This window comes from Klenkia terrae, from assembly GCF_900491935.1.
Taxonomy (GTDB): domain Bacteria; phylum Actinomycetota; class Actinomycetes; order Mycobacteriales; family Geodermatophilaceae; genus Klenkia; species Klenkia terrae.
The window spans coordinates 2144505-2167427 of sequence record NZ_UEXK01000004.1; the positions used below are offsets into that span (position 1 = coordinate 2144505).

Below are 22923 nucleotides of genomic sequence, written 5' to 3' on the forward strand. Positions count from 1 at the left end.
GAGGAGCAGCACGGGACCAGTGTGACGCGACCGTGATCGGCGCCCCCGTGTCGCCGCCGGGGGTCGGCCGGTGCGACGGTCATGGTGGCTCGGTGATGAGCGGGCAGGCAGTGGTCTGGGCGGGCAGCGGTACCGCCTGGTCCTCCGTGGGGTGGGGCGAGCCGGTCGCCGAGGTGCTGGCCGGGCTCGGGTGGCAGGTCGCCGTCGTCCCGTGGGGCGACCCCGCCGCCGAGCACCAGGGCCGCCCCGGCGTCCTGCACGTCTTCAGCGGCGGCCTCGAGCCGGTGGACTCCGGCACGGCGGCGATGGCCGACCGCCTGGACGCCGTCCGCGCCGGACTCGAGGCGGCCGACGCCGACCGCGCCTCGGTGGTCGGCATCTGCCTCGGCGCCCAGATGATCGCGGCGGTGAGCGGCGGGGTGCTGCCCGACCCGGTGCCCGGCGGCGGCGAGGTCGGGACGACGACGCTGCGCGGCGACGGCGAGCCCACCCTGCACGTGGCGACCGCGCACGTGCAGCAGGTCCCCGCCGCGTACCTCCGCACCCCGGGGGTGCGGCTGACCTGGACCGGTGGCGCCACCCGGCTGCAGGGCTTCACCCTCGGCTCCCGGGTCACCGGGGTGCAGTTCCACCCCGAGCTCGGCGCGGCCGGGGCCGAGCGGGCCGGCAACGCCTTCACCGACCTCACCGGCGTGCCGGCGGTCGCCGCGGCCGAGTCCGCGCTGGACCCGGCCCGCTCCCTGTCCGTCGTGCTCGCCACCGCCGGGGCGCACCGGCTCGCGCCCTCCCTCGCCGCCTGACCGACGTCCCCGGGACCGTCGGACCCCTCGCCTAGCGTCGGGGGCATCCGTCCGCCTGCGCTGAGGAGTCCCGTGCCCGGTCGTCGCCGTCGCGCCACCACCACCCGCCGGTCCACCACGACCGCCCGGAAGGCCGCGTCCCCGAAGGCCGGGGCGACCAAGGCCGGGGCGACCAAGGCCGGGGCGACGAAGGCCGCGCCCCGCAAGGCCGCGGTTACCAAGGCGGCCCCGCGGAAGGCTGCGACGAAGGCGGCACCCCGCACGGCGTCCGTCCGGCCCGTGGCGGGCCCGGGGGAGCGGGTCTGGGTGCTCGCCGTCCCGTTCCGCGCCCCGGCGCCCGGGGCGGTCTGGGACAAGGACCTGCAGGCCCACCTCTGGGTCGGGGCCACTCCGCCGCCCGAGCTCGCGCCCTACCTGCCGGGCCCGTACACCTTCGAGCGGTTCCTGGAGGACGAGCTCAACGAGACCCCCCGCCCGGTGCCGGCCGGCGACCGGATGACCCCGCGGGCCGAGCAGGTCAGCGGGGCCGCGGCGATCGCGGCGCACGAGGCCGCCGGCGGGCGGATGTTCCTGCTGGGCGACGACCCCGGCGTGGGCAAGACCGGCACCGCCGTCCTCGCCGTGCAGCAGATCGCCGCCCGCCGCGGCGCCCGCACCGTGCTGGTGGTCGCCGACCGCCCCGCGGCCATCACGATCCCGCACTGGACGCGGTCGATCACCGCCTTCGGCGCGGGTGGGCTGCGCTGGTGCGTGACCACCTGGGACCGGCTGGGCAAGGTGCGCGGCCTGCACTTCGACGTCGTCGTCGCCGACGAGGCGCACATGGTCCGGCACACCACCACGCAGCGCTGGAAGCACTGGAAGGCGGTCTCGGGCTCCGGCCGGGTGAAGGACGCCCCGTTCGTGCTGCTGGCCACGGCGACCCCGGCGCACTCTCCGCTGGAGCTGCCCTACCTCGCCCCGCACCTGGCCCAGCTGCACGACGAGCCGCTGCGCGCCTGGTCGAACCTGCCGGTGAAGCTCGCCGAGCACGGGTTCCACGTGGAACAGGGCCGCTACGGCGCCGCCTGGACCGAGGACCCCGACGAGCGGCGGGCCGACCTGGCCACCCTGCGCGGCTGGCTGACCGACACCGACCCGCCGTCCACGCTGTACCGGCCGGCGCCGTGGGGCCAGGTGCAGGTCACCGGCACCCCGGTCGCCCTCACGCCGGCCGAGCGGGCGCAGTACGAGGGCGACTGGCAGGAGTTCCGGGCCGAGATGCAGCTGGCCCGCCGGGCCCGGCAGACCGCCCGCGGCCGGGCCGCGCTGCTGCGGTTCCGGCAGAAGGCGGGCCTGATCCGGGTGCCGGCGACGGTCGACTGGGTGAAGGCCCAGGTGGAGGCCGACCGGCAGGTGGCGGTCTCGGTCGAGTTCGTGGAGACCGCCGCCGACCCGATCCGGCAGGCGCTGCTGGACGCCGGCGTGCCGGTGTCGGGCATCTACGGCCGCGACCGGTTCGACGTCGAGGCCGAGCGGCTGCGCTTCCAGACCGGGGAGTCCAAGGTCTGCGTGTTCACCGTGACCGCCTCGATCAGCCTGCACGCCGGCGAGCAGCTGCCCGGCGGCGCCACCGCGTCGACCACCCCGCGGGTCGGGCTGTTCCACCAACCCCGGTTCTCCGGGATCGGCGCCCGGCAGGTCACCGGCCGCACCCACCGGGACCACCAGGTGTCGCCGTGGCGGATCGCCTACGCCGAGGACACCGTCGAGGAGCAGGTCGCCAAGGTGATGGTCGAGCGGCTGGCGGTCACCGGCTCGACCGCCGGCGGGGACACCGCCGGCCTGCAGCAGATCGCCGAGCTGCTGGACGCCGACTGGCTCCCGTCGACCTCCCTGACGGCCGCCGACTGACCCCGCCGGTGATCATGCAGATCGGCCACGCCGCCGCGCCCGTCCCGGGCGGGTCACCGTTGCCGATCTGCAGTCTCGGCGCCCGGGGTCAGGCCGGCGCGACCACCCGCATGGGGAGGTGCGGGATGCCGTCCTCCAGGTAGTCCTCGCCCGAGCGCTCGAAGCCGAACCGGGCGTACCAGCCCTCCAGGTAGGCCTGGGCGCCGATGTCCACCGTCCGGCCCGCGCACAGCTCCAGCCCGCGGGCGATCAGCTGGGCCGACAGCCCCCGGCCGCGGGCGCCGACCGCGGTGGCGACCCGGCCGATCGCCCGGTCCTCGCCGTTCTCCAGCACCCGGATGCAGGACTGCACCTCGCCGTCCTCGCCGGAGATCCAGACGTGCACCGTGCCGGGCTCGGTGTCCCGGCCGTCCAGCTCCGGGTAGGGGCAGGTCTGCTCCACCACGAAGACGTCGACCCGCAACCGCAGCAGGCCGTAGAGCTCGAGCGGGGACAGGTCGGCGAAGCGCTTCTCCACGATCACCGCCCCATCCTGCCGCCCGGGCCCGGGCGGTCAGACCGGGTGGCCGTCCACCGACCCGTCCACCGGCACCCGGGTCACCCCGTCGCCCACCGACTCGGCGGCGGCACCGGACAGCCGCTTGAGCAGCGAGGCCATGTCGATACCGGTCAGGTCACCGGACAGCTGCAGACCCTGCGCCACGTTGGAGGCCACCGAGCGGGACAGCGACCCCGGACCGTCGGCGCTGATCACGGTCATCTTGTCCACGCTGGACAGCGGGGCGGCCGCGGCGGCGACGACCTCGGGCAGCACCTTGACCAGCAGGTCCAGGATCGCGGCCTCGCCGTAGGTGCTGAAGGCCTGCGAGCGGGCGTCCATCGACTCCGCCTCGGCCTTGCCCTTGGCGAGGATCGCGGCGGCCTCGGCGACACCCTCGCGCTCGACGGCGTCGGCGATCGCCTGACGGCGCAGCTTCTCGGCCTCCCCGCGCTTGGCGCCCTCGATCGCCTCGGCGTCGGCCAGCGCCGACCGGCAGGCCCGCCGCCCTCGCCGGCGAGCTTGGCCTGCTCGGCGGCGGCCTGGGCGGCGGCGATGGTGGCCTGCCGGTCGGCCTCGGCGGTGAGGATCTTCGAGTTCTTGCGGCCCTCGGCCTCCTGCTCGACCCGGTACCGCTCGGCGTCGGCCGGACGGCGGACCTGGGTGTCGAGCTGGGCCTGGGTCAGCGTCGCGGTGCGGGCAGCGACCTTCTCCTGCTCGGCGAGCACCTGCTGGTCCTGCGCGGCCTGGGCCAGCGGGCCGGCCGCGGCGGCGCGGGCCTTGGCGGCGTCGGTCTCGGCGGCGATCTCGGCCTGCTTGAGCGCCAGCTGCCGCTGGGAGACCGCGATGGCCTCGTCGGCCAGCAGCTGCTCCTGCTGCGCGGCCTGCCGGGCGCGGGCCTCGGCGATCGAGGCCTCCTTGAGCACCCGGGCGGCCTCGGGGCGACCCAGGTCGGCCAGGTAGGTGCCCTCGGCCTGGATGTCCTGCAGCTGGAAGGTGTCCAGCACCAGGCCCTGGCCGGTGAGGGACGACTCGGCCTCTTCGGCGACGGCGGAGGCGAACGCCGCGCGGTCCCGGATGATCTCCTCGATGGTCAGCCGGCCGACGATCGAGCGCAGCGCACCGGCCAGCACCTCCGAGGTGAAGGTGTCGATGCCGGCCTGCTGCTGCAGGAAGCGCTGGGCGGCGGCCCGGATCGAGGACTCGTTGCCGCCGACCTTGACGATCGCCACGCCCTCCAGGTCGCACTTGACGCCCTGCTTGCTCACCGCGCCGCGGATGCCGACCGGGATGCGCCGGCTGGACAGGTCCAGGGTGTGCAGCTTCTGCACGACGGGGAGCACGAAGATGCTCGCGCCCATCACGACCTTCTGGCCGGACATGTCGCGGCTGATCGACCCGTCGGCACCGGTGACCGACCGGCCCTGCCGCCCGGTGACCAGGAACGCCTGGTTGGGGCCGGCCACCTTGATCCGGGACAGCACCAGCAGGACGAGCAGGACGACCAGGACGGCGATGCCGCCGATCGCGATGAGCAGGGTCACGTGGGGGTGCCTCCAGACGGTTCCGGTGCGGTCGAGACGACCTCCACCGAGGTCGGCGACGGGGTGTCGACGACGTAGACAGGGGTGCCGGTCGGCAGGGCGACCTCGCTGCGGGCGGCGTACTTGAGCTGCTGGCCGCCCAGGGACAGCCGGACCTCGCCGAACCCGCCGGCCGGGACGGCGGAGACCACCACGCCCTGGCTGCCGAGCAGGTCGCCCTCGGTGAGGGTCGGCGCGGTGGGCATGTCGCGCAGGCCGCTGGCCAGCTTCACCGCACCGGCGGCCAGCGGGAGCGCGACGACCACCCCCACGACCAGGCAGAGCAGCACGGTGACCACGCCCGGCAGGTCCGGCAGCAGGGCGGACGCCGCCGCGCCGCCGAAGCCGCCCCCGCCGACGAAGGCGGCGATCGCCGGGAGGGAGAACGGGCCGTCGGCGTCGGGGTGGCCCAGGTGGCCGATCTCCCCGCCGACCAGCGCGAGCACCAGGACGAGCACACCGACGCCGCCCACGGCGAGGAACGCGAGCGCGGTGGCGTCCAACGGGCTCCTCTCGGGCGGGCTGCGGGCGCCCCAGCCTCACAGGTGGGCGGCGTTCCGATCAAGCCGGGTCCCGGAACGGTCCGCCGGCCTCACCCGTCCGAGCGCCAGTCCGGTGGGTCGGCGGGGGACAGGTCGGGGTCGTCCCCGGCGTAGGTGCGCACCGGTCCGGGGGCGGTCCGCGGGCCCTCGAACCGGACGGTGACCCGGTTGAGGCCGCTGCCCCACACCCAGCCCCGGCCCATCTCCGCGTGCTCGACGTCCTGCCCCGGGTGCCACACCGGGACCGCCCGGACGGCCTCGGGCTCCGGGACGGCGTCGATGTCCTCCTCGAGGTCGGCGACCGGCTCGGGGTCCTCGGCGAACAGGTCGCCCTGCACATAGGTGGCCAGGCCGGAGACGCCGACCCCGAGCAGCCGCACCCCGCCGGTGCGGTCGATCCCGGCCAGCAGCCGGCGGGCGACGTCGGCGACCGTGCGGACGTCGTCGAAGGGCTGGGTCAGCGTCTGGGACCGGGTGAGGGTGGTGAAGTCGTAGCGGCGGAACTTCAGCGTCACGGTGCGCCCCGCCGTCCCGTCCTTCTGCAGCCGGGTCACCACCCGCTGGGCCAGCGAGCCGATCTCGTGCTCCAGCGTCGCGAGGTCGGTCAGGTCGGTGGCGTAGGTGCGCTCGGCGGAGACGCTCTTGGCCTCGCGGTCGGGCACGACCGGCCGGTCGTCGTCCGCCCGGGCCAGGCGGTACAGCCCCGACCCGTGCGCCTGGCCGACCAGGGTGACCAGGTCGGTCAGCGACCGCTCGTGCAGGTCGGCGACCGTGCGGACGCCGACCGAGGACAGCCGGTCGCCGGTGGCCGGGCCGACGCCGGGCAGCGACCGCACCGGCAGCGGGTGCAGCACGTCGAGCTCGCTGCCGGCGGGGATGACCAGCAGGCCGTCGGGCTTGTCGAGCTCGCTGCCGATCTTGGCCAGCGTCTTGGACGAGGCGATGCCGACCGAGCCGCGCACGCCGCCGGTGGCCGTGTGGAGCCGCTCCTTGAGGTCGTGCGCCAGCGCGGTCAACGACTCGACGTCCAGGGCGTGGCCGCCGGCGGCCAGGTCGACGTAGGCCTCGTCCACGCTCACCTGCTCGACCAGCGGCGACAGCTCGCGCAGCAGGTCCATGACCACCCGCGAGGTGAGGGAGTACGCGGCGAACCGGCCGCCCAGGAACGCCGTCCCCGGGGGGCACCGGCGGCGGGCCTCGCCGCTGGACATCGCGCTGCGCGCCCCGTAGGCGCGGGCCTCGTAGGAGGCAGTGGCGACCACGCCCCGGCCACCGGTCCCGCCGACCACCACCGGCTTGCCGCGCAGCGAGGGCTTGTCGCGCTGCTCGACGGCGGCGAAGAAGGCGTCCAGGTCCAGGTGGAGCACGCTGGCCTCGGATCGCACCCCATGGATGATGCCTGCATGTCCGACCACGCGAGCTGGGCCGAGATCGTCGCCGAGGACCCCAAGCACTCCCAGCGGTACGTGGACCGGTTCCGCACGCTGGCCGCCGAGGGCGCCGACCTGGACGGCGAGGCCCGGCTGGTCGACGCCCTGCTGCCGCGCGGCTCGCGGGTGCTGGACGCCGGCTGCGGCCCGGGCCGGGTGGGCGGCGCGCTGCACCGCGTCGGGCACGTCGTCACCGGGGTGGACGGCGACCCGGTGCTCGTCGCGGCCGCGCGCACCGACCACCCCGGCCCGACCTGGCTGGTCGGCGACCTGACCACGCTCGACCTGGGGACGACGTTCGACGGCATCGTCTGCGCCGGCAACGTGATCACCTTCGTGGCGCCGGACCGGCGACGGGACGCGCTGGCCCGGCTGCTGGCCCACCTGGAGCCGCCCGGTCGGCTGGCGATCGGGTTCGGCGACCACCGCGGCTACGGCTTCGCCGAGTTCCGCGCCGACGCCGCGGCGACCGGCTGGGCCGAGGACCTGCTGCTGGCCACCTGGGACCTGCGCCCGTGGACGCCGCAGTCGGACTTCCTGGTCGCCGTCCTGCGCCCCGCCTAGACCCCCGGCTGGACCAGCCGCAGCCGGCGAGCCGAGCGGCCGACGGTCACCTGCTGCCCCCAGGACAGCGTCAGGTGGTCGTCCTCCAGGCCGTCCCCGAAGACCACCAGCTGGTCGCTCTCCACGGTCAGCGCGAGCCGCTGGTCCCCGGTCAGCAGGCCCTCGGTGCAGGTCGTGCCGGTGACCGGCGAGGGCCACGCCTCCCGGACGAACCAGGCCAGGGCGTCGTCCGTGGGCCCGGGCAGCGCCAGCCCGCTGCGCCGCTCCAGCGCCGCGGCGCGGCCCCAGCCGGTCGCCCCGGTGCCGGTGGAGACCAGCACCCCGGACGACGCCTGCCGCTCCGGCTCGCCGCCGGGCGCCCGCAGCCGGTACCGGGCCGTCTGGTGGGTGGGCTGACCCAGGTAGACCTCGTTGAGCGCGGTGAGGGCCTGCCCGTCGTCGGCTCGCGCCTCGACCATGGTCAGCTCGTCGGCCCGGTCCCGGTGGGCCAGGAGGCCGGCGACGTCGTCGGCCCGGTGCCGGACCAGGACGCCGGCGTTGCGGCCGGGCTCGGGGTCGACACCCACCACCGGCTGGCCGTCGAGGTACTTGGCCACGTTGGCCACCAGCCCGTCCTGGCCGACCACCAGCACCACGTCGTCCGGGGCGAAGAGGAACCGCGGCAGGTCGCCCCGCTCCACGCTGCCCCGCCGCCAGTCCAGCGGCACCTGCGCCAGCGCAGCGGCCACCGCGGCCCGCTGGGCGGCGTCGTGCGCGGCGACCTCCTCGACGTCCCGCCCCCGGCTGCGCAGGAAGAACGCCGCCTGCCCGCGGGTGCCGTGCCGGGCCACCACCTCGGTCAGCTCGGTGGCCCGGTGCACCAGCACCACCCGCGGCGCCAGGCTCACCGCTGTGCCCCCAGCTTGGCCAGCAGACCGGTCAGCAGCTCCGGGGTGATGGTGAGGTTCTGGATCTGCGGCAGGTTGTTCGCCAGCTGCCGCAGCGCCAGCGCGTGCACCGTCTCGATCGGCAGCTCGGCCCAGGCGGCCAGCTCCGCCCGGTTGGCCGCGCCCGTCGCCTCGCCGAGCACCCGCTTGCGGTCGGCCTCCACCTCCATGGCGGTGCGGTCCCGCCGGGCCTTCGCCCCCGCCGCGACCTCGGCCGCCTCGGCCGCGTTCTCGGCCTCCCGGCGGGCGTTCACCCCGCGCTGGCCGACCAGCTCCTCCTCGCGGCGGGCCAGCTCGACCTGGTTGGCCAGCTCGTTCTCGCTGATCGCGCGCTCCCGCTCGACGGCGGTGGCCCGGCGGGCGTAGGTCGCGGCGTCCGCGGCGGCCTGCACCTGCTCGCGGGTCGGCGTCCGCAGCGCCCGCTCCATCTCGGGCTCGGGCCGGATCGCCACCACCCGGACGTCGACCACGGCGATGCCGGTCTCCACCAGCCGGGCGTCGGCGGCCAGCCCGGCGGCCACGGCCGCCCGCACCGGGCCCACCCCGGCGGTGAGCACCGTGGTCAGCACGCCGCCGGCCAGCAGGTCGATGGCGTGCTGCTGGGCCGACTCGGTGAGCAGCCCGGCGACCTGCTCCAGCGGGGTGCCCCGCCAGGTGCCGGTGTCCGGGTCGACGGAGAAGTCGACCCGACCGGCGGCCAGCACCGGGTCGGCGAACCGGAAGGTCAGCGTCATCTGCACGGTGACGTCCTGGAAGTCCGCCGTCCGGGCGTGGAACAGCAGCGGGAGCTCGCGGTCGTCGACCGGGATCTCGCTGAGCACCGCCGACAGCGGGCGGAACCAGAAGCTGGCGCCGGTGCCGCCGTGCCGCAGCCGGCCGGCGGTGACGTGCTGGACGTGCGCGGTCGCCGAGCCGCGCAGGTGCCGCACGAAGGGGTAGCGGGCGATGTCGGCCATGTCTGCCTCCTGAGGTTGTCGTCAGCACGACGATAAGCAGCAGGAGGGCTTGTCGTCAATTTGACGCTAGGGTGGCGGCGTGGCGCATCCCTCCTTCGCGGTGACCGTGGACCTCGTGGTGCTGACCGTCCGCACCGACGAGCTCTGCGTGCTGCTGGTGCGCCGCGGGGTCGAGCCGTTCGCCGGGCAGGACGCCCTGCCCGGCGGTTTCGTCCGCCCCGACGAGGACCTGGGGACGGCGGCCGCGCGCGAGCTGGCCGAGGAGACCGGCCTGGTCGTCGGCCACCTGGAGCAGCTGGCCTCCTACGGCGCGCCGGACCGCGACCCCCGCCAGCGGGTGGTGACCGTGGCGCACCTGGCCCTGGTGCCCGACCAGCCGGTGCCCACCGCCGGGTCCGACGCCGCCGAGGCCCGCTGGGTGCCGGTGCACGAGGCCCGCGGGCTGGCCTTCGACCACGACCGGGTGCTCGCCGACGGCGTCGAGCGGGCCCGTGCCAAGCTCGAGTACACCGCGCTGGGGACGGCGTTCTGCCCGGCCGAGTTCACCGTCGCCCAGCTGCGCCGGGTCTACGAGGTCGTGTGGGGCCGCGCCCTGGACCCGCGCAACTTCCACCGCAAGGTCACCGGCACCCCCGACCTGCTGGCGGCCACGGGGGAGACGACGACCCGGGACGGCGGCCGCCCCGCGCAGCTCTTCCGCCGCGGGACCGCCGACCAGCTGCACCCGCCGCTGCTGCGCACCGACACCTAGGGCCGGTCGGCCAGCAGCTTCTTCGGCGCCCGGCACCGCCAGGCGCCGACGACCAGCTCGGCGAGCAGGTCCTCGGCGACGTCGTCCAGCCGGACCAGGACGGCGGGGAACCCGTCGAAGTGCGGGATGGTGAAGCAGACCTCGGGCTCGGCGGCGAGCAGCTCGGCCTTCTCCCCCTCGCCGGCGACCCGGACGCCCAGGATCTCGCCGTCCGGCGCGTCGTCCCCCAGGTCGGCGCGGTCCTTCTTCCCCCAGCGGCCGGACCCAGACGATGGCCATGCCGGCCACCCTGGCGGGATCAGGCCGCGCCGGCAAGGGCTGCCCGCAGGCGGTCGGCGACCTGGGCCATCGTGTCCCGGGCGCGCACCGGGTCCTCGGTGAGGAAGTAGTGGTCGACCCCCGAGGTCTCGTGGTGCCAGACGTCGACGCCGGCCGCCCGCAGCCGCTCGACGTAGCGGACGCCGTCCGGGCGGAGGGTGTCCCGCTCGGCGGTGAGCACCAGCGCGGGCGGCAGCCCGGTGAGGTCGGGGGCCAGCAGCGGCGAGGCGTACGGCTCGCGGCGGCTGGCGACGTCGGGGAAGTAGACCCGGCGCACCAGGCCGCGCAGGCCCGGGGAGATCATCCCGGCACCGGCCGGCACCTCGGCTGCCATGTCCAGCGCGGGGATGCCCAGCACCTGCAGGACCGGGGTGAACGACCCGCGGTCACGGGCCATCAGGGCCACCGCCGCGGCCATCCCGCCGCCGGAGGAGAAACCGCCCACCGACACCCGCTCGTACCGGCCCGCCGCCCAGGCGGCGACGGCGTGCGCCTGCTCCTGGGCCACCGGGTAGGCGACGTGCGGACCGGTCCGGAAGTCGACGTTGAGCACCGCGGCCCCGGTGGTGGCGGCCAGGTAGCGGCACCACCAGTCGTCCATCTGCGGGTACCGCATCAGCCACGCGCCGCCGTGCAGGTGGACGTGCGCCGTCGTCCCCGTGCCGTAGACGTGCACGGGCACCCGGCCGTGCGCGGTGTCGACCCGGACCACCTCCGGGTCGGGCAGGTCCGAGCCCGCGAACCGCAGCTGCTCGCCGTAGCTGACCGTCCACCGGGCGGTCGCGTGCATGAGCGTGGCCTGCACCCGGTCGCTGATCCGCATGCCCGGTGTTCGGTGCGTCCGGCTCGGCGGTTCGGGTAGGACGCACCCGTGAGCTACCTCCCCGACCCGGCGACGACCTCCCGGCACGCGGACCAGGAGGTGGCCGGGCAGACCCGCTTCGTGGCCACCGGTGCGCAGACCCGCGGCGACTTCGGCCTGTTCGAGGTCACCCTGCCGCCCGGCGGAGGCGGACCGGGCCCGCACGTGCACCGGACGTTCAGCGAGTCCTTCCACGTCCTGGAGGGCCGGCTGGCCGTGCTGGACGGCGACACCTGGACGACGGCGGGTCCCGGCGACCTGGTCTACGTGCCGCGGTCGGGGGTGCACGGCTTCCACGCGGCCGACCAGGACGCCGGCTGCCGGTTCCTGATCCTCTTCACACCCGGCGCACCGCGGGAGGACTACTTCCGCGGCATGGTCGAGCTGCGGGCCGGCGGACGGGTGCCGACGACCGAGGAGCTCGACGAGCTGGCCGCCCGGTACGACCAGCTCAACCTGCGGGACTGACCGCCGGGGACGGCGCGTCCCGGTCCTGCGCATCCCGGTCCTGCCAGGTGCAGACGCAGACCTCGTTGCCCTCTGGGTCGGCCAGCACCCAGAACGCCCGGGCCTCGTCGTCGGACAGCAGCGTGCCGCCGGCGGCCAGCGCGGCCGCGACGCGGGCGTCCGCGACGTCGTGCGGCACGGTGATGTCGAGGTGGATCCGGTTGCGCTGCGGGCGGGCGGCGTCCATCTGCTGGAACCAGACGGCCGGGAGCCGGCCCGCCGGGTCGACCAGCGCCTCGTCGTCCCCGGGCTGGGGCACCATCGCCAGCACCGCTGCCCAGAACGGACGGACGGCGGGGATGTCCAGGGCGTCGACGGCGATCTCGAGCTCCTGCGCATCGCCGACCCGGCGGTCGCCGACCGGGGCCACCGGGCGGTCCAGCACCGCGGTGATCCGCCGCGCGAGGTCGACGTCGGCGGCGGTGACCGCCCCGCGGGACCGGTCCTGCAGGGTCAGGCGCAGGTGGTCCGGGCGCAGGTCGGCCCGCAGGTGCGCATCACCCTGCGCACCGAGGTCGGCGGTGACCGCGGCCAGCAGCCCGGCGCCCTCGGCCAGGGAGTCCAGCGGCACGGCGGTGACCAGCTCGCCGAGCAGCAACCGCCACCCGATGCCCTCCACCGCCTCCTGCGCCTGCGTCCGGGTCAGGGCCTGCGGGGGATCGTCCACGTCCGGACATGCTGCCCGGCCCCTCCGACAGCCTGGACGGCGGACACCCCTCGATGTGGCACGTCGTCGGATCCGGACACGCGGACCCGACGCGATGTCACATCGAGCGGTCGGTGAGGAGGGCGGCGAGGGCGCGCTGCTGCTCCGCCTGGAGCAGGGAGTCCGGACCGGTGATCAGCGCCTTCCACGGCGGGGACCGGGTGCACCCCGGCCAGCCACCCCAGGGCGTCCCGCTCACGGTCCAGGTCGACACCGGCCGCCATCAGCGCACGGCCGGCCCGCCCGGCGCCACCGCTTTTACCGGGTCAGTTGGCCATGTCCACGAAGCGGGAGTAGTGGCCCTGGAAGGCGACCGTGACGTTGGCGGTGGGGCCGTTGCGGTGCTTGACCAGCATGATGTCGGCCTCGCCGGCCCGCGGGGACTCCTTCTCGTACATGTCCTCGCGGTGGATCATCATGACCATGTCGGCGTCCTGCTCGATGGAGCCGGACTCACGCAGGTCCGACAGCATCGGCTTCTTGTCCTGGCGCTGCTCGGACCCACGGTTCAGCTGGCTCATCGCGATCACCGGGACCTCGAGCTCCTTGGCCAGCAGCTTGAGCGCACGGGAGAACTCCGAGACCTCCTGCTGACGGGACTCGACCCGCTTGCCCGACGTCATCAGCTGCAGGTAGTCGATGACCACCAGCTTCAGGTCGTTGCGCTGCTTGAGCCGCCGGGCCTTGGCCCGGATCTCCATCATCGTCATGTTCGGGGAGTCGTCGATGTAGAGCGGGGCGTCGGCGACCTCGCCCATCCGGCGGGCCAGCTTGGACCAGTCCTCGTCGCTGAGCGAGCCCGCGCGCATGTGGTGCAGCGGCACCTTCGCCTCGGCCGACAGCAGACGCATGGTGATCTCGTGCTTGCTCATCTCCAGGGAGAAGATGCAGGCGGCCTGGTGGTGCTTGACCGAGGCGTTGCGGGCGATGTCCAGCCCGAGGGTCGACTTCCCCACGCCGGGTCGGGCGGCGATGACGATCATCTGGCCGGCCTGCAGGCCGTTGGTCAGCTCGTCGAGGTCGCGGATGCCGGTGGGCACGCCGCGGGCGGTGCCACCGCGGCTGGCGATCGCGTCCAGCTCGTCCATGGTGGGCTGCAGGACGTCCTCGAGGCGCGAGTAGTCCTCGCTCATCCGCTTCTCGGTGACGTCGTAGATCTCCTGCTGCGCCCGGTCGACGATGTCGTCGACGTCGCCCTTGCCGCCGGCCGCGCCGTAGCCGAGCTGGACCACCCGGGTGCCGGCCTCGACCAGGCGGCGCAGCACGGCCTGCTCGGCCACGATCGCGGCGTAGTAGCCGGCGTTGGCCGCGGTGGGCGTGGACTGGATGAGCGTGTGCAGGTAGACCGCGCCGCCCATCTTGGACAGCTGGTCGGTGCGGTTGAGCTCGGCGGAGACGGTGATCGCGTCGGCGGGCTCGCCGCGGCCGTAGAGGTCGAGGATGCAGTCGAAGACGATCTGGTGCGCCGGGCGGTAGAAGTCCGCGCCGTGCAGGACCTCCACGACGTCGGCGATGGCGTCCTTGCTCAGCAGCATGCCGCCGAGCACCGACTGCTCGGCAGCGACGTCCTGGGGGGGCTGGCGGTCGTACTGCGGGGCCGAGGCCACCGGCCTGCTGATGTCGTCGAGCACTGCCACTGTCGTGAGCCCCCATCTGTTGCGCGCGCCTACCGGGACGGGGTCACCGCGGGGTGCCCCGTCCGTCGTCGTCCTTCGTAGCGCGGGGCACCGACAGAACCGGTGCAGACCACCCCGCGCGGTGGATTCCCGGGTGACGCTAGGCAGCCGGTGGGCCGTCGTCCACGAGCGCTGTGCACAGGCCTCTGCACAACCTGGGGACAGAGCCGTGGACGGAGGCGGCCAGCGTGTGGAGGGACCCGGGACGGGCCACCGTCATCCGCTGGCCCAGCCCCCGTCACCTGCCCGTCTCCTGCGCACGGCCTGTGGACGGAAGAAATATCGTGCCCCCGGAGTCACCCGGGCGCGTCGCGCAGGGCACCGTCCACAACACCTCACCACCGGCGCCGGCCCACCTGTCACACCCGTCCCACCGCCCCCTGCGCCGGGGGTGGATCAGCTACGACGACCGGTGTGCATCCTCCGCCGTCGACGTCGGTGGCGGAGGACGCACGTCGGTCGTCCCACCCGATCCACGCCGCGGGGAAGGCCAGGGGAACGCCGCAGGGGGCGCCGGACCGCGAGGTCCGACGCCCCCTGCGGGACGAGCGAGGTGGTGACTACGCGGCGACGACCTCGATGGCCAGCGTGGCGCTGACCTCGGGGTGCACGCGCACCGTGACGGTGTGCGAGCCGGTCGACTTGATCGAGCTGGGCAGCTCGACCCGGCGACGGTCCAGCGCGGGACCACCGGCGGCGGTCACCGCGGCGACGACGTCGGCCGTGGTGATCGAGCCGAACAGCCGACCGCCGTTGCCGGCCTTGGCCGGGACCGTGACGGTCAGCGAGGACAGCTGGCCGGCGACCTGCTTGGCCTCGTCCAGCGTGGCCACGTCGCGGGCGGCACGCGCCCGGCGCAGCCCGGCGACCTGCTTCTCGGCACCGCGGGTGGCCTTGATGGCCAGGCCGCGGGGCAGGAGGTAGTTGCGGGCGTACCCGCCCTTCACCTCGACGGTGTCCCCGGCGGAACCGAGGCCGGTGACCTCCTGGGTCAGGATCAACTTCGATGCGCTCATGGTCAGCGCGCCGTGGAGGTGTAGGGCAGCAGGGCCATCTCGCGGCTGTTCTTCACGGCCACGGCGACGTCGCGCTGGTGCTGGGAGCAGTTGCCGCTGACGCGACGGGCACGGATCTTGCCGCGGTCGGAGATGAACTTCCGCAGCAGGGTCGTGTCCTTGTAGTCGACGCCGGTCGCCTTGTCCTTGCAGAACTGGCAGACCTTCTTCTTCGGCTTGCGAATGGGAGGCTTGGGCACAGGGTTCTCTTTCTAGGCTTGCGAGATCAGAAGGGGGGCTCGTCGGACGACGATGCCGGGGTCGACCAGGGGTCGCTGCTGGAGGAGCTGCCGCCCCCGCCGTCGCCGCCGCGGTTGGCCTTGGTGACCTTCGCGGTGGCGTAGCGGAGCGAGGGGCCGATCTCGTCGACCTCGAGCTCGATGACGGTGCGCTTCTCGCCTTCCTTCGTGTCGAAGGAACGCTGCTTCAACCGACCGCTGACGATGACCCGGGAGCCACGGGTGAGGGACTCGGCGACGTTCTCGGCCGCCTGCCGCCACACGTTGCACCGCAGGAAGAGGGCCTCGCCGTCCTTCCACTCCGACGTCTGACGGTCGAAGGTCCGCGGCGTGGAGGCCACGGTGAAGTTCGCGACGGCGGCGCCGGACGGCGTGAATCGCAACTCCGGGTCGGCGGTGAGGTTGCCGATGACGGTGATGACGGTTTCGCCGGCCATGGTCAGTGGACCTCGGGCCGCATCAGCTTCGTGCGCAGGATGGACTCGTTCAGGTTGAGCTGACGGTCCAGCTCGGCGACCGCTGCGGGCTCGGCCTGGATGTCGACGATGGCGTAGATGCCCTCGGCGTTCTTCTTGATCTCGTACGCCAGGCGGCGACGGCCCCAGATCTCGGTCTTCACGGTGCCACCGGAGTTGGTGACGACGGAGAGGAACCGGTCCAGGCTGGGAGCGATGGTTCGCTCCTCCAGCTCGGGATCGAGGATGATCATCAATTCGTAGTGACGCACGGAGAACCCCACCTCCTCTGGTCTTGGCGGCTGCAGGAGATCTGCAGCAGGAGGGCTTGCACGCGTCGCGCGTCCGGGCAGGTCGAAGGGACGACCGACCGGACGCGCACCGCCGAAGGTACCAGCAGCTAGCTGCGGGAGGCCGCCCGCTGGCCCAGGTGGGTGCGGACCAGCGCCGCGGTCACGCCGGCCAGGGCGATCACCGCGGCCAGGGCCGGCACCGACAGCGCCGGGTCCGGGGTGCTGGCCGAGGAGTCCGAGGCGATCTCGACGTCGTCGCCGCTGCCGGACAGGCTCGAGCCGTCGAGGCCGGCGAGCTGGCCGAACACCGGCACCGAGGCGCCGTCGTAGCTGCCCGGCACGCCGCCGCCGCCGCTGCCGCCGGCCGAGGAGGCCGCGTCGCTGAACACGAAGCGGGACGGGTCGAACGCCGCCGCCGCGGAGGTGTCCAGCGGGGCGAGCTGGCCGGCCGAGCCCGGCAGGCCGTAGGTGTAGCCGGTGCCGTCGGTCGTCGGCGCCTCGGCGGCGGGGGCCTCCGCGGCCGGCGCCTCGGCCACCGGGGCCGAGGTGCCCGGGACCTGCGGGGCCGGCACGGCGGCGGAGGGGACGCCCGGCACGGCGACGGCCACCGGCGGCAGCTGGGGCAGGTTGGCCGAGGGCAGGTTCGGCAGGGGAACGAGGGTGTTGACCACGAACGGGGTGCCGACCGGCAGCGCCGGCAGCGTAGCGATGATGCCGTTGACCAGCTGGCCGACGAGGGCGCCCGGGGTGTTGGCGGCGGGGACCACGCGGTAGGTGTAGGTGATCGCGCCGACCGTGCTGGCCGGGAAGGTGTAGGCCGCGGACTGGCCGGGCTGCAGGGCCTTCGTGGAGCCGTTGAAGGTGACGGAGATGTCGGTGTAGACCGTGCCGCCCAGGGTGCCGACCACGGGCAGGGTGAGCTGCGCCGGGTAGGAGGCGACCGAGTTGACGAAGGTGGCGGTGCCACCGGCGTCCAGGCTCACCACCGGCGGGGTGAGCGTCCTGATCTCCACCGTGGCCGTGGGCGCCGCCTGGGCGGGCGGGGTGGCGAGCACCGAGCCGACCATCGCCAGCAGCCACCCCAGCGTCAGCACGGCGATGCCGCGCCTGGCCGACCGGCCGATCCGTCCGCTCTGCATGTCCTGCGCCTCTCCGTCGAGACCCCACCGCGGCTGCCCACACTGGCAGTACCTGCGGGTAACACCTATCACGTGCGACAACGAGTGTGTGACCTGGGAGATACGCGCGCATCTCGATGTCACCCCCACCGCCTACGTTCGGGGGTATGTCGTCACACCCGGTAGGAGTGCACGTCGGATCCGGGCTCACGGAGTCCGGCGAGGTCGAGGACGGCGGGGTGCTGGCGCGCGCCGCCGAGGTCGACGCCACCGCCGTCCAGGTGTTCCTGGCCGACCCGCAGGACTGGAAGGCCCCGGCCCCGCGCCCGGACGCCGAGCAGCTGCAGGCCTCGGACGTCGTGGTGTTCGTGCACGCGCCCTACGTGCTCAACGTCGCCTCGACCAACAACCGGATCCGGATCCCCAGCCGCAAGCTGCTGGGCCAGCACGCCGCTGCCTCGGCGGCGATCGGGGCGGCCGGGATGGTCGTGCACGGCGGGCACGTGACCGGCAAGGACGACCCGGTGGCCGGGTTCGACAACTGGCGCAAGCTCTTCGAGCGGCAGGCCCGGGACGGCGGCTTCCCGGTGCCGGTGCTGATCGAGAACACCGCCGGCGGGGACAAGGCCATGGCCCGCGAGCTCGAGGCGCTGGCCCGGCTGTGGGAGGCCGTCGGCGAGTTCGGCGCCGGGTTCGTCCTGGACACCTGCCACGCCTGGGCCGCCGGCTGGGACCTGGGCACGGTGGTCGAGGACGTCCGGGCGATCACCGGCCGCATCGACCTGGTGCACCTCAACGACAGCCGCGACGAGGCCGGGTCGAACCGGGACCGGCACGCCCCGCTGGGGGAGGGCTCGATCCCGGTCGAGCTACTCCTGGAGGTGGCGCGGACCGCCGGCTGCCCCGTCGTCCTCGAGACCCCCGGCGACGTCGCCTCGCACGCCGGGGAGATCAGCCTGGTCCGGGACGCCCTGTCGTGAGGAGGGGGCCCGGAGGGTCCCCGATCGATCGACGGACGCGCTCGACCCGAGCGGAGCGGGCTCCTGGTCGCGGTGCGGTCCGGAGGACCGCGGTGTGCGCAGCCGCAGCCGGAAGCGGTCGGCGGTGTGGTCGAGGATGCCCCCGGCCGGGTCGTCGGTGCCCGGCCAGCTCCGCCGCACCCGGTCCAGCTCGGGGTGCCACACGTCGCGCACGACCAGCGCCATGAGCACCACGACGGCGACGTCGCGCACGCCCACGGCCAGGAAGAACCACTGGACGTCGATGCCCTTGTTCTCGGTGCCCAGGTACCAGAGCAGGCGGGGCACCCACAGCACGGCCTCGGTGGCCTGCCAGAGCAGCAGCGACTGCCAGGCCGGTCGGGCCAGCACGGCCAGCGGGAGCAGCCACAGCGAGTACTGCGGGCTCCACACCTTGTTGACCAGCAGGAACCCGGCCACCAGCAGGAACGCGAGCTGGGCGACCCGGGGCCGCACCGGGGCCGACAGCGCCAGCCAGCCGACCGCGGCGCAGACCAGCAGCGTGGCGACCGCGACCCAGGTGTTGAGCACCGTCGGGCTCTGACCGGGGTCGAGCGGGCCGTCGAACAGCGCGTCGTCGGTGGCGGCCAGGGCGATGTTCCACAGCGTGTCCGGGTCGGCCGGGCGGCTGTCGTTGAGGCTGAAGAACAGCCGCCAGTTCTCCGGTGCCAGGAGCGCGATCGGCACGTTCACCACCAGCCAGGCGGCGGCCGCCGCCAGGGCGGTGCCGGCCCAGACCTGCAGCCGCCCGGCCCGCAGGCACAGCACCAGCAGGACGCCGAGCAGCAGCACCGGGTAGAGCTTGGCCGCCGTCCCCAGGCCGATGAGCGCGCCGGCCAGCACCGGGTGCCGGGTGGCCCACGCCCACATGGCCAGCGAGGCCAGGGCGACGGCGAACAGGTCCCAGTTGGTGAAGGCATGCACGACCAGCAGCGGTGACAGGCCGACCATGGCGGCGTCCCAGGGCCGGCGCCCGGCCAGCCCGACCACCGAGCGGGTGATCAGCAGCGCGCAGACGCTGAGCATCAGGCAGGTGACGACGTAGTAGCTCTGCACCGGCACCACGGTCGGCAGCAGCCCGACCGCCTGGGCCAGCGAGTCGTAGCCGCGGGACAGCACGGCGGCCAGCCACATGAAGCCGCCGGTGAGCACCGGGTACTCCATCGCGGAGTCCAGGTAGGGCACCTGGCCGGTGTCCAGGCCGCGCAGGCCGAACAGCGGCACGGTGTCGGAGTAGCAGAAGTGGGTGTACTGCTTGGAGCCCACCCAGTTGCCGTCCGCGCACGGGTTCTGCTTGGCCCAGGCCAGCGCGAGGCCGAGCACGGTGAACAGCAGCGCGATCCGCAGCGGGGTCCAGAACAGCGCCCGCCCGGTGACCGCGTGCCGGCCCCACGGGCCGCCGAACGCCTCGCTGGCCTGCGCAACCACCCGGTCGGTCCAGGTGGGCACCACCCGGTCCGGCCACGGCGGCGCGGCCACCTGCGGCGGCTCGCTGACCTGCGTCCCGACCTGCGCCGGGGACGGGACGGGCCCGCCCTCCGGCTGGTCGGCCGAGGACGGGCCCGTGTCCTGCGTGCTCACCGGGTCAGTGTGCCTAACGCGTCGGCTGGCCCGGCGGGATGACCGCACCCGGTGGGGCGACGGTGGTCGTCGGCGTCGTCGTGGTGGGCGCCGCCGTCGTCGTCGGGGCCGGCGTCGTGGTCACCGGGGCCGGCGTGGTGGTCACCGGAGCCTGGGTGGTGGTCTCCGGGGCCTCGGACGTCGGACGGGGGGCCTGCGACGTGGTGACCGGGGCCTGCGTCGTCTCCTCGGGCACCGAGTTGCCGGTGTCCCCGTCGATGATCTGCTCGGTCGGCAGGTCCTCGACCGGTGTGCCGTCGAGCACCCGGTCCATGAACTCCTGCCAGATCTGCCCGGGCAGCCCGGAGCCGAAGATCGGGCCGCCGTCGGCGTTCTCGATCGCTGACGGGGTGTCCGACCCCATCCACACCGCCGTCGAGATCGACGGGGTGTACCCGACCATCCAGGCGTCGGTGTTGTCGCTGACGCTGCCCTGCAGGCCCTGGGTACCGGTCTTGCTGGCCACCGGGCGGTCGTCGTCCAGGCTGCGCCGGGAGTACTCGGCGACGCCCTCGGTGGACAGCGTGGTGTCGCTGGCGACCTCGGCCGGGATGGCCTGGGTGCCGGCGTCGACCACCGACTCGGGGGTGACGACGAGGCCGCCCTCGGAGTCGGTGACCTGGGCGATGTAGTGCGTGGCGTGCCGGACCCCGCCGTTGGCGAGGGTGGCGAAGCCGACTGCCTGGTCGACCGGGCGCACCTCGTACTCACCGATGCCGATCGCGGCACCGGTGAAGCCCTCCCGGTTGGCCAGGACCTTCGCGCCGTCCAGCGTGCCGCCCTGCCAGGTGTCGCCCAGGCCCATGGCGGCCAGCGCCGTCGTCCTTACGTTGTCCGGGCCGACCTCGTAGGCCAACCCGTAGAACGTCGTGTTCAGCGACCGGGTCATCGCCTGCACCAGCGTGCAGGAGGCGCAGGAGGCGCCCCCGGAGTTGCGGACCGGCTGGGTGCGGTCGGGGAAGGTCTGCGGCGAGCTGCCGTCGCGCCGGGAGTTGATCGCGATGCCCTGCTCCAGCGCGGTGGCCATCGCGTAGGGCTTGAACGACGAGCCCGGCGGCCGCTGCGCCTGCGCGTAGTCGAACCCGGTGCCGCTGGTGCCGCCGTAGTAGGCGAGCACGGCGCCGGTGCGGGGGTCGACGGCGACGAGGGCCTGGCGCAGCGTCTCGGGCTCGCCCTCCATCACCGAGTTCACCGTCTCCACGGCCGCCTGCTGGTAGGTCGGGTTGACCGTGGTGGTGATCCGGTAGCCGCCGCTGAGCACCTGGTCCTGGGTCAGGTCCAGCCGGGTCTGCATCTCCGCCAGCGCCTGCTGCACGATCAGCCCCTCGGGGCCGTCGGGCAGGCCCAGGGAAGACCCGGTCACCGGCAGCACGGCCGGGTAGGTGGACGCGCTGCGGTCCCCGGAGCTGAGCCAGCCCTGCTCGACCATGCCGTCCAGCACCAGGCCCCACCGGTCCTGGGAGCCCTCGGGGTTGTTGGCCGGGTCGTAGGCGCTGGGGCTGCGGACCAGGACGGCGAGGACGGCGCCCTGCTGGGCGGTCAGCGCGCTGGCGTCGACCCCGAAGTAGGTCTGCGCGGCGGCCTGGATGCCGTAGGCACCGCGGCCGAAGTAGATGGTGTTGAGGTACCCCTCGAGGATCTCGTCCTTGGAGTAGTTGTTGTCCAGCTTCACCGCCAGGAACAGCTCCTGGAACTTGCGGCTGAACGTCTGGTCCGCCGTCAGCAGGGTGTTCTTCACGTACTGCTGGGTGATCGTCGACCCGCCCTGCGTCGACCCACCGGTCAGGTTGTTCCAGGCCGCCCGGGCGATGCCGGTGATCGAGATGCCGGGGTCGTCGTAGAAGTTGCGGTTCTCCGCGGCCAGGATCGCCTCGCGGGCCGGCTCGGACACCTGGTCCAGCGTCACCGCGATCCGGTTCTCCGAGCCCAGCCGGGCCATCTCGGTGGTGCCGTCGGAGTAGTAGACGATCGTGGTCTGGGCCTGCGAGACGTCGTCCAGGCTGGGCACCGTGGTGTTGGCGTAGACCACGCCGACGAAGACGCCGAGCAGCACCAGGCCGCCGACGACCAGGGACGCGAGGACCTTGTAGATACGCCGGCGCTTCTGCTTCGCCGTCCGCTTGCCCTTGCCGCGCTTCTTGCCGGCCGGCCGGGCGGAGACCTTCGGGCCGTCACCGGTGCGGGATGCCGTCGTCCGGCCGCGGTCGGCCCGCTTGGCCGTGCGCGGGTCCGGGCGCCGGGGGTCGGGTCGCCCACCGCCGCCACCGGANCGTCGGCCGTGCATGGTGGAGGTGGTTCATGCGCTGTAGAATGCTGAGGTAACGCCGGGTGCCATGAGCGGGAGTATCGTCGGCGGCGTCAGATGTATATAAGAGGCAGGGCGGGGGTCGGCGGACGGAGCCGGCGGGCAGCCCGACGGGTGAGGTGTCGTCGTGGGGAGGCACGGCGGTGGCCCCTCTCTCGAGTCGGTGGGCGGCGGACGTCGGACGTCCCGGCGACCCGGGTGGGACCCGGGGTGCCGGGTCCAGGATGACGGGTGGAGCTGTGGAAGGTCGGGACCGTTCCGTCCACAGCGCGGCGCAGGTCGGCGGCCCGGTCAGTCCCTCGCGGTTCGGCGACGGGTACCGCGCCGGGCCCGGCCGGGCTCCGGCACCGCCCCGAGGACGTACGAGGTCGCCAGGTGGTTCCAGCCGCAGCTGCGGCAGACCTCCACGGCGTAGACGGCGAACTCGTCCTGCATCGCATCCATGCGCGTGAGCTCCGCCTGCCGCTTGGCCTGCCCCGCCACCGTACCCAGGGCCTCGCCGTAGACGTAGTTCACCCTGGTCAGACGCCTGCGGCTGCAGACCGGACAGGTCTCGTCGGTCTCCTCGCCGTGGTGCCGGGCGGCCTGGGTGAGGTAGGGCGTGGCGTCGCAGACCTCGGCCAGGGACGTGCGCCCGGAGCGGACGTCGGCCAGCAGCGCGCGCTTGCGCAGTGCGTAGTCCACCGTCGAACGCCGAGGCACGCGGACCAGCCTACGACCGCCGATCACCCCCGCCGACATGACAAACGAACTCGTATGTTCGTATG

General features: G+C 74.2%; 24 protein-coding genes and 1 pseudogene. 6 read left to right on the plus strand and 19 right to left on the minus strand.

All coding sequences use genetic code 11. From position 1 onward, the window contains the following. Nucleotides 1-95 precede the first annotated feature (95 nt). Together LFA75_RS10940 and LFA75_RS10945 are read left to right on the plus strand one after the other, a co-directional pair. The gene (locus tag LFA75_RS10940; RefSeq protein ID WP_225233672.1) at nt 96-800 is read left to right on the plus strand and encodes a glutamine amidotransferase-related protein; all 705 of its coding nucleotides are present in this window, start codon (nt 96-98) and stop codon (nt 798-800) included. Nucleotides 801-872: 72 nt separating this feature from the next. Further along, nucleotides 873-2693: a DEAD/DEAH box helicase gene (locus LFA75_RS10945; protein ID WP_225233673.1), complete on the plus strand. Its 1821-nt coding sequence runs from the start codon at nt 873-875 to the stop codon at nt 2691-2693. Nucleotides 2694-2781: 88 nt separating this feature from the next. On the opposite strand, the gene LFA75_RS10950 is transcribed toward LFA75_RS10945, so the two are convergent. The 5 genes and pseudogenes from LFA75_RS10950 to LFA75_RS10970 form a co-directional block, all read right to left on the minus strand. Continuing rightward, complete coding sequence (locus tag LFA75_RS10950) at nt 2782-3216, minus strand: GNAT family N-acetyltransferase (protein WP_225233674.1); 435 nt, start codon at nt 3214-3216, stop codon at nt 2782-2784. A 30-nt stretch (nt 3217-3246) separates the two neighbouring features. Beyond that, nucleotides 3247-3573, minus strand: coding sequence for a flotillin domain-containing protein (locus LFA75_RS10955; RefSeq protein WP_263639374.1), 327 nt, complete (start codon nt 3571-3573; stop codon nt 3247-3249). A 608-nt stretch (nt 3574-4181) separates the two neighbouring features. Continuing rightward, a pseudogene (locus LFA75_RS10960) lies at nt 4182-4775 on the minus strand (flotillin family protein); the annotation flags it as partial. After that, complete coding sequence (locus LFA75_RS10965; RefSeq protein WP_225233675.1) at nt 4772-5317, minus strand: hypothetical protein; 546 nt, start codon at nt 5315-5317, stop codon at nt 4772-4774. The pseudogene LFA75_RS10960 and the gene LFA75_RS10965, both read right to left, overlap by 4 nt. 89 nt (nt 5318-5406) lie before the next feature. After that, nucleotides 5407-6741 (minus strand): DNA polymerase IV, encoded by a 1335-nt coding sequence (locus LFA75_RS10970; RefSeq protein ID WP_225233676.1) that lies wholly within the window; start codon nt 6739-6741, stop codon nt 5407-5409. An 18-nt stretch (nt 6742-6759) separates the two neighbouring features. Here LFA75_RS10970 and LFA75_RS10975 point away from each other — a divergent pair, with 18 nt between their 5' ends. Next, nucleotides 6760-7350, plus strand: coding sequence for a class I SAM-dependent DNA methyltransferase (locus LFA75_RS10975; protein ID WP_225233677.1), 591 nt, complete (start codon nt 6760-6762; stop codon nt 7348-7350). Here LFA75_RS10975 and LFA75_RS10980 read toward each other — a convergent pair. Both LFA75_RS10980 and LFA75_RS10985 read right to left on the minus strand, forming a co-directional pair. After that, a complete protein-coding gene (locus tag LFA75_RS10980) occupies nt 7347-8237 on the minus strand; it encodes an NAD(+)/NADH kinase (protein WP_225233678.1) in 891 nt (296 codons plus the stop codon). The genes LFA75_RS10975 and LFA75_RS10980 overlap by 4 nt on opposite strands. Continuing rightward, the gene (locus tag LFA75_RS10985) at nt 8234-9232 is read right to left on the minus strand and encodes an SPFH domain-containing protein (protein ID WP_225233679.1); all 999 of its coding nucleotides are present in this window, start codon (nt 9230-9232) and stop codon (nt 8234-8236) included. The genes LFA75_RS10980 and LFA75_RS10985 overlap by 4 nt, the downstream gene beginning before the upstream one ends. Before the next feature lie 79 nt (nt 9233-9311). On the opposite strand from LFA75_RS10985, the gene LFA75_RS10990 reads away from it, so the two are divergent. Further along, complete coding sequence (locus LFA75_RS10990) at nt 9312-9983, plus strand: NUDIX hydrolase (protein WP_225233680.1); 672 nt, start codon at nt 9312-9314, stop codon at nt 9981-9983. 298 nt (nt 9984-10281) lie between these two features. Here the strand turns inward: LFA75_RS10990 and LFA75_RS10995 are convergent, their stop codons facing one another. Continuing rightward, nucleotides 10282-11124 (minus strand): alpha/beta hydrolase fold domain-containing protein, encoded by an 843-nt coding sequence (locus LFA75_RS10995; RefSeq protein ID WP_225233681.1) that lies wholly within the window; start codon nt 11122-11124, stop codon nt 10282-10284. A 48-nt stretch (nt 11125-11172) separates the two neighbouring features. Here LFA75_RS10995 and LFA75_RS11000 point away from each other — a divergent pair, with 48 nt between their 5' ends. Next, nucleotides 11173-11631 carry a cupin domain-containing protein gene (locus LFA75_RS11000; protein ID WP_225233682.1) on the plus strand — a complete coding sequence of 153 codons (459 nt, stop codon included), beginning with the start codon at nt 11173-11175 and terminating at the stop codon, nt 11629-11631. Here the strand turns inward: LFA75_RS11000 and LFA75_RS11005 are convergent. The 8 genes from LFA75_RS11005 to LFA75_RS11040 form a co-directional block, all read right to left on the minus strand. After that, nucleotides 11615-12337: a VOC family protein gene (locus LFA75_RS11005; RefSeq protein ID WP_225233683.1), complete on the minus strand. Its 723-nt coding sequence runs from the start codon at nt 12335-12337 to the stop codon at nt 11615-11617. The two genes, LFA75_RS11000 and LFA75_RS11005, sit on opposite strands and share 17 nt — an antisense overlap. A 97-nt stretch (nt 12338-12434) precedes the next feature. After that, nucleotides 12435-12575: a hypothetical protein gene (locus LFA75_RS11010; protein WP_225233684.1), complete on the minus strand. Its 141-nt coding sequence runs from the start codon at nt 12573-12575 to the stop codon at nt 12435-12437. A 67-nt stretch (nt 12576-12642) separates the two neighbouring features. Next, nucleotides 12643-14007, minus strand: coding sequence for a replicative DNA helicase (gene dnaB / locus LFA75_RS11015; RefSeq protein WP_225233685.1), 1365 nt, complete (start codon nt 14005-14007; stop codon nt 12643-12645). A gap of 605 nt (nt 14008-14612) precedes the next feature. Next, a complete protein-coding gene (gene rplI, locus LFA75_RS11020; protein ID WP_225233686.1) occupies nt 14613-15068 on the minus strand; it encodes a 50S ribosomal protein L9 in 456 nt (151 codons plus the stop codon). A 2-nt stretch (nt 15069-15070) separates the two neighbouring features. After that, a complete protein-coding gene (gene rpsR, locus LFA75_RS11025) occupies nt 15071-15307 on the minus strand; it encodes a 30S ribosomal protein S18 (RefSeq protein WP_056296079.1) in 237 nt (78 codons plus the stop codon). Nucleotides 15308-15333: 26 nt separating this feature from the next. Continuing rightward, nucleotides 15334-15783, minus strand: a complete 450-nt coding sequence (locus LFA75_RS11030) for a single-stranded DNA-binding protein (protein WP_225233687.1) — start codon at nt 15781-15783, stop codon at nt 15334-15336. Between the two features lie 2 nt (nt 15784-15785). Further along, the gene (rpsF, locus tag LFA75_RS11035; RefSeq protein ID WP_225233688.1) at nt 15786-16073 is read right to left on the minus strand and encodes a 30S ribosomal protein S6; all 288 of its coding nucleotides are present in this window, start codon (nt 16071-16073) and stop codon (nt 15786-15788) included. Between the two features lie 128 nt (nt 16074-16201). Beyond that, nucleotides 16202-17233, minus strand: coding sequence for a hypothetical protein (locus LFA75_RS11040; protein WP_225233689.1), 1032 nt, complete (start codon nt 17231-17233; stop codon nt 16202-16204). Nucleotides 17234-17400: 167 nt separating this feature from the next. On the opposite strand from LFA75_RS11040, the gene LFA75_RS11045 reads away from it, so the two are divergent. Further along, nucleotides 17401-18192: a deoxyribonuclease IV gene (locus LFA75_RS11045; protein ID WP_225233690.1), complete on the plus strand. Its 792-nt coding sequence runs from the start codon at nt 17401-17403 to the stop codon at nt 18190-18192. Here the strand turns inward: LFA75_RS11045 and LFA75_RS11050 are convergent. From LFA75_RS11050 to LFA75_RS11060, 3 genes are all read right to left on the minus strand, one after another. Next, on the minus strand, nt 18082-19812 hold the full coding sequence (locus LFA75_RS11050; RefSeq protein WP_225233691.1) for a glycosyltransferase family 87 protein: 1731 nt from the start codon (nt 19810-19812) through the stop codon (nt 18082-18084). The genes LFA75_RS11045 and LFA75_RS11050 overlap by 111 nt on opposite strands. 13 nt (nt 19813-19825) lie before the next feature. After that, complete coding sequence (locus tag LFA75_RS11055; RefSeq protein ID WP_225233692.1) at nt 19826-22135, minus strand: transglycosylase domain-containing protein; 2310 nt, start codon at nt 22133-22135, stop codon at nt 19826-19828. A gap of 312 nt (nt 22136-22447) precedes the next feature. Further along, the gene (locus tag LFA75_RS11060) at nt 22448-22858 is read right to left on the minus strand and encodes a DUF5318 family protein (protein ID WP_225233693.1); all 411 of its coding nucleotides are present in this window, start codon (nt 22856-22858) and stop codon (nt 22448-22450) included. Between the last annotated feature and the right edge of the window lie 65 nt (nt 22859-22923).